The organism is Candidatus Borrarchaeum sp. (assembly GCF_019058535.1).
Classification (GTDB): Archaea; Asgardarchaeota; Sifarchaeia; order Borrarchaeales; family Borrarchaeaceae; genus Borrarchaeum; species Borrarchaeum weybense.
Window position 1 is genome coordinate 1 of sequence record NZ_JAHPYX010000080.1, and the last position, 5,812, is coordinate 5,812.

Sequence of the window (5,812 nt, forward strand, 5' to 3'; positions counted from 1 at the left end):
CCCCACCATATATCTCTAAAGTTTTTTTCTTTTAGATTACCTAGCTTTATGCTCCACTGAGTACAAGGATAAACATTTCCATACGGGTCAATAAATGCAGAATAAGTGGCAGCAACGCAGGGAACTATCATTTTTTGAGGGTCGTTTAAAAAAGCAGGAATCTTCTTTGAATAGAATCTATAAAAGAGTGATTTAACTTTGTGGATTATATTTTTAGATCTAGTTTCATTTATCAACATTTTGAGGTAATAGTTAAAGTCATCTATTAAATCTTTCTTGAAACTTTCATATGAGTTTTCATTAAAATTCTTACCGTAATACTCTGTAAAATGCTCTAAAGTCGGTATTATCTCTCTTATAGAAATATGATTTTTCTTAAGAAAATGATAAAATGCCCAAAATTTTCCAGCATTATATTCTGAAATAGTATGTCCGCAACTAACAGTTAAATTGCAATATTGCTTTTTCAGTTTTTTAAGTTCGTTAAAAAGCCATATAGCGTTCTCAAAATTTCCTTTCACTCCTCTTATATCGTCATGGGTACTAGATACACCATCTAAACTTACTATAATATTAAATGCTTTATTTATGGGGATTTCATGCACTATTTTTTTAATTTTATGTAATGATCTTTTCGCCAAAATAGCATTTGTTGTCAATGATGCTACCGATATTGCTGTATTGTTGTATGCATAGGTTATTATATCCTCTACATCCTTTTTTAAAGTGGGCTCCCCACCAGTAAAGTCAATCCATCCTAAGTTTGTCCCAATTTCGTCAAATATCTTTTTCCAATCCTCAGTAGTAAGTTCTTCTTTAACTCTGTCGGGAGATTCTTTATAGATTTTCCAAATGTGACAGGTTTTACATCTAGAATTACACATGAATGTAAGTGCTGCTGCAAGTTTTACTGGTAAAGGTCTTCCTATAGTCTTCCTTATTTTTGATTTTAGGATTTGAAATGCCAAAGACGTTTTTATCACTCAGCTCATATTTCATTAATGTAAATAGCAAATATTTGGTATCAGTAACTGAAATCTTTCTTTATTTGTATATGCCATCGATTTGTGCCATAAATCATTCCAAAAGTCCAAGCTATTCCTCTAATCAAATTTAAAACAATTAGGCATAACGCCTTTTTATCTTTCACTCTTAACGCTGTTGATATTCCAGAAAAAACATTTGAAATTATTAGAACTACGAAATAAGACATTGCCACAGGAAATAGATGATTTATAAAAAGACTCAGAATGGTAAAGATAACCAAACCGACATAAAAAAATGGTTGAAGAATTAAATGTAAGTTAACATAACTTTCGCCTTTAATTCCCTCAGGATGAATATAATAGAGGAAAGTTCTGCTCACACCATACCAAAACTGTTGCTTAAAGAAAGCCCAAAGTGATGTTCTATGCTTATGCCAAACTTTTGCTTTTGGCACGAATATAATTTCATAACCAAGTTTTCTTATTCTATAACTCAAGTCAATGTCATCTGCTACAACGAGGTATTCTCTAAATTTCCCTACTTTCTCTATTAGATTTTTCCTATATGCACAATTCCACGTGGCTAAAGATTCAACGGATTTGTTATATTGACTCATTCTTTTTTGAACATCATAGCCTATACATCTAGGAATTGATTTATCGCTATTCCAAGTTTCAACTATTCCTCCAACTCCTCCCACTGTCGGAGAAGAGAAATGCTTTATTAATTGTTTTAGCCAATCTTTTGCAACTTTAACATCGCCATCTGTAAAAGCAATAATGCTTCCCTTAGCAAGTTTTACTCCAATATTTCTTGCCTTTGGTGCACCTCCTCGACTAATGCAATTATATATTGTTATAGGATATTCAGATAGTATTTTCCGGGTATCATCGATTGATCCATCATTTATAACTACGATTTCCTTATTTTCATAATCTAGATTAAGTAAGGACTCGATACAATCTCTAATTGTTTCTTCAACATTATAAACTGGGACAACTATTGAGACTAATTCGTTTTGAGTGGTTATTTCCGACATCAAATCAACCGTATAATTGGTTTAAAGACCTTTGATAAGTCCTCGTAACTAATCACAGATTACCATGCTTTGACTACTAAAGTTATATTATAATTCGACATTCTGAAGATTATTGACTAACTAGCAGAGTATCCTACTTTTATTGATACATTGAAACCTGATTTTATTGTTTAAGAGGTATAAAAGTTGTTAATCAAGAATACGAGAAACGAGCCATGTGGGTATTTCTTTAAAATAGAGAATGGAGAGAACTGAATAAACGAGTAAACCATTGAAGGCAAATAAACACATACAACTCACTATAATAATAACTATTGTGACTGGATTGTTTTGATTTGAAATGTATTTCCATCCAATACTATTAATTATATTGAAAGAAATTGTTATCAAAAGATAACCAATGATTAAGTAGGGCAATAAGGCCAATAATTCCCCCTGTAGAAAAAAATAATTCCAAAGTCCGAGTTTTATTGCACATGGCTCAATAAATAAACTTAAGACGAGAGGAGAAGAGGAATACAGAAATTTGTTTGCTGATTTCTTTAATAAGGATGTGGAGAAAAGAGAATATATTCCCCAACATATGCAGATCACAAGAGGTATTCCCACAATCGTTGGACCGAGATGGGCGTAGGACCACGCGTGATAAGTTCCTAACCTTTCCCACATTAAACCAAATGAAATACCATTAATAAAAAAGAAGATGGTTGCTCCATAAGCTTCTTTTTCCGTTTCAACCTTTAATTGCATATTTACACACACTTTAAATCTTTCATGTTTATAACAAGAGTTAAAAGGTCTGGAAAATTGAAATTATTTTTGGAATAGTCGCATCCCACGTATAATATTTTTCAATTAATTTTCTACCTGCCTTAGCCATCTTACGTCTCAATTCAGTATCGTTTAACAAAATTAGAGTTTTTCTAATAAACTCCTTTGTATCCCCAGGTTGAATCAAAAACCCTGTTTTATCATGTTTAACTATTTCTTTTACACCTCCAACGTTAAAAGCGACAACTGGGACGCCTGACGAAAAAGCTTCTAAGCAAACATTGGGAACTCCTTCAAGAAGGGATGGAAGGATTAGTACATCAATTTTTCTAAATATGTTAGTAATGTCCTTGTGAGGTATCATCCCTAAAAACTCCACTGGTAACCCTTTTGATTGCGCCGCGAGAGATTCTTTCTGAGAACCATCACCAATGATAATCAATTTAGTGTTCGGTAAACGCATTGAAATTTCACGAATGATTTGAGGTAGATAAGAAACACCTTTCCAGAGTTCTAATCTTCCAATAAATCCAATATTCTTAGTTGATTTCTTTTCAAGATATGGAAAACGTGATATATCGATGGCATTGGGGATCCACACAAGTTTGTTTCTTTTTATTTTAAATTTATTAGCAACTTTAACTTTGTCTGTTTTTGAAATTGAGATAACGCGGTCAGCTGACTTAATAGTTGCTTTTCCAATTGATTTATCATAAAATCTTTTAAAAGCAGATTTGAATGTCCCAACAAACTTAGGGTCAGGGATTCCAACGCCTCCATGAAGGTGTAGAACTAATGGGAACTGGGCTAATTTTTTTGATAACGCCGCTTGGTTTGATATTAGGAAAAGGTAGGAATGTAAATGAACGACATCAAAGCTTTTGGCTTCTTTTAACAATTTTGGGACTATAAAACTAAGTGCGCTAATTCCCCATCCTGTCCCATATGCAGGGATTCTTTCGATCTCGATCCCATTCTTAAGCTCTATAGGAAATGTATTGCGTGGGATTTGTGATGTAATGACTTTTACGTGAAGGCCTTGTTCAACTAATTTCCTTGAGAGGTTATAGCAATATATTCCATGTCCACTAGTTTTTGGTGGAAAGAAATTTGAAATTTGTAATATCTTCATTTATTTGCCCCGTTGTCTGTTAGACTTTTGTGGTTCATATTTCGAATTTAGTATGCTACCAGAAGATGAGCAGCAAAAGCAACATAGAAGCTTATTAAAAAGACTAGGAAAAGAGTTTTATCTTCAAATTCCAATGAAGGAGCTATTAAAAACATTAATGCGAACCCTAAGTAATATGCCCAACGTTCTGGATGTAAAAGTGGAAAAATGTAGCCTAGAATAACTAGAACCGATGTAACAACGATCCAAATACTCCAATGTCTTTTAGGTATGTTCTGGTAGTTTAATACATAATAAACCAGAAATAGACCAATAGAAGTAAAGATTCTAATAGTTGGAAAAATTAAGGCATCTGGCCAGTAAGGAAAAAATCCTCGACGATTAGGATCATAATCTAGGAAGGTACCTTGTGAAACTAAAATCTGAAATCTCCCAATAGAAATGTAATAAATTGTGTAAGGATCAATAATTATCCAAAAGGGCAGCACTATAAGAATTCCTAAAGCAATAACTAAAGCAAATTTCTGCAAACACCTTTCTTTTCGTGCAAGATTAAGTATTATTAAGATAAAGAGACTTGCTGTAACAATATGAGTTGCTACACATAGAACTAGAAAAATAGTTGTTAAGATTATTTTTCTTTCCCAATAATAGAGTGCTAACAAACCAAATGTAATGGCAAATAGATTTTTTATAAGATCCGCTTCAAATCTGAGGATTACGGGTGAAAAGATGTATATCAAAGCTCCTATCGTTGCCGTTGATTCTTCGAAGCGTTCATGTAGTATTTTGTAAATTATACTCAGATTGGCGATACTAAACATAATTGAAATAACAGATATTAAATGTACAGGAAAACCAAGAGCGACAATGCCGGCTAAAAGAAAAAATGCTACTGGCTCACCAATCAAATAGAGGTTAAGTCCGCCCGGTTTATTGAAGATACTCCAAATGATCAAATCGAAATCTTGTGCAATTGAATTCACTATTGAAAAATAAACAGGAAGATCTGCACCAACCCATTTATCGCCTCCTCTCCATAAGGCAAAAAAGGAAACGACCGCATGTAATGGAAGGAGATATCTCAATTTTATTTTTTCTAAAATCTGAATAGAGGTAATTTCAAACCCTTTTATGTACAACAAGGCGTATATAATTGGCAAAATAATCAAAATTGGGATACTTATTAGATAAATAATTCCTCCCGGTCTTCTATAGTAATTGGCAGCTATACTTATCGATCTTTCTAAAAAGAAAAGAATAGGTTGTAAAAATATGATACATAAAATTATGAAACAAGCTACAACAGCAATAATAATGCCTTTTTTGTATTTCTGGAATATCTCATATATTGTTTGAGATATTTTGTTCACAAGATACACCACTGAAACTGGATCATCTAAAGATTTTTAAAAGTTTTTTCTGGTTCCACATCAAGAAAAAAATAATTATTGTGGAGATACGAGAAAGGCGAAATAGATGCCCCGAACTCTTGAAGAAGAAATAGAATATTTTGATCGCTTAGCACATAGGAAGGATGCTTTTGCTTCTATAAAGCAGAGAGTTATAGAGAAATCAAAAATTATCCGGAATTTGGTCGTTAAGCCATATAAATTTATTTTAGATTTGGGATGTGGTTCAGGGTTATTTGTTCCAATATTCCAGAACTGGACCTATCTCGGAGTAGACATAAGTTCAAAAAGCATAAAGGTCGCAAAAAAACAATTTCCACAACAGGATTTTTTTGTAGCGAATGCATATTATCTCCCTTTTAAAGCTTCTTCAATAGGAATAGTTTTTGGAAATGGTATTCTTCATCATGTCGGTCTAAATATTTTTCGAGAATTAGTTCGAGTTATAAAACGAGGCGGAATCTTTATTGC

The 5,812-nt window shown here is 32.8% G+C and carries 6 protein-coding genes; 1 reads left to right on the forward strand and 5 read right to left on the reverse strand.

Annotated elements, in window-relative coordinates:
- The 5 genes from QVB70_RS04400 to QVB70_RS04420 form a co-directional block, all read right to left on the reverse strand.
- The coding region (locus QVB70_RS04400) for a radical SAM protein (RefSeq protein ID WP_287583769.1) at positions 1-968 on the reverse strand (968 nt) is incomplete at its 3' end.
- A gap of 56 nt (positions 969-1,024) precedes the next feature.
- Positions 1,025-2,026, reverse strand: a complete 1,002-nt coding sequence (locus QVB70_RS04405; RefSeq protein WP_287583771.1) for a glycosyltransferase family 2 protein — start codon at positions 2,024-2,026, stop codon at positions 1,025-1,027.
- A gap of 189 nt (positions 2,027-2,215) precedes the next feature.
- Positions 2,216-2,776 (reverse strand): hypothetical protein, encoded by a 561-nt coding sequence (locus tag QVB70_RS04410; RefSeq protein WP_287583774.1) that lies wholly within the window; start codon positions 2,774-2,776, stop codon positions 2,216-2,218.
- Positions 2,777-2,816: 40 nt separating this feature from the next.
- On the reverse strand, positions 2,817-3,929 hold the full coding sequence (locus QVB70_RS04415) for a glycosyltransferase family 4 protein (RefSeq protein ID WP_287583776.1): 1,113 nt from the start codon (positions 3,927-3,929) through the stop codon (positions 2,817-2,819).
- Between the two features lie 47 nt (positions 3,930-3,976).
- The gene (locus tag QVB70_RS04420) at positions 3,977-5,302 is read right to left on the reverse strand and encodes an EpsG family protein (RefSeq protein WP_287583778.1); all 1,326 of its coding nucleotides are present in this window, start codon (positions 5,300-5,302) and stop codon (positions 3,977-3,979) included.
- A 106-nt stretch (positions 5,303-5,408) separates the two neighbouring features.
- On the opposite strand from QVB70_RS04420, the gene QVB70_RS04425 reads away from it, so the two are divergent.
- Positions 5,409-5,812, forward strand: a 404-nt coding sequence (locus QVB70_RS04425) for a class I SAM-dependent methyltransferase (RefSeq protein ID WP_287583780.1), incomplete at its 3' end; no start/stop codon positions are given.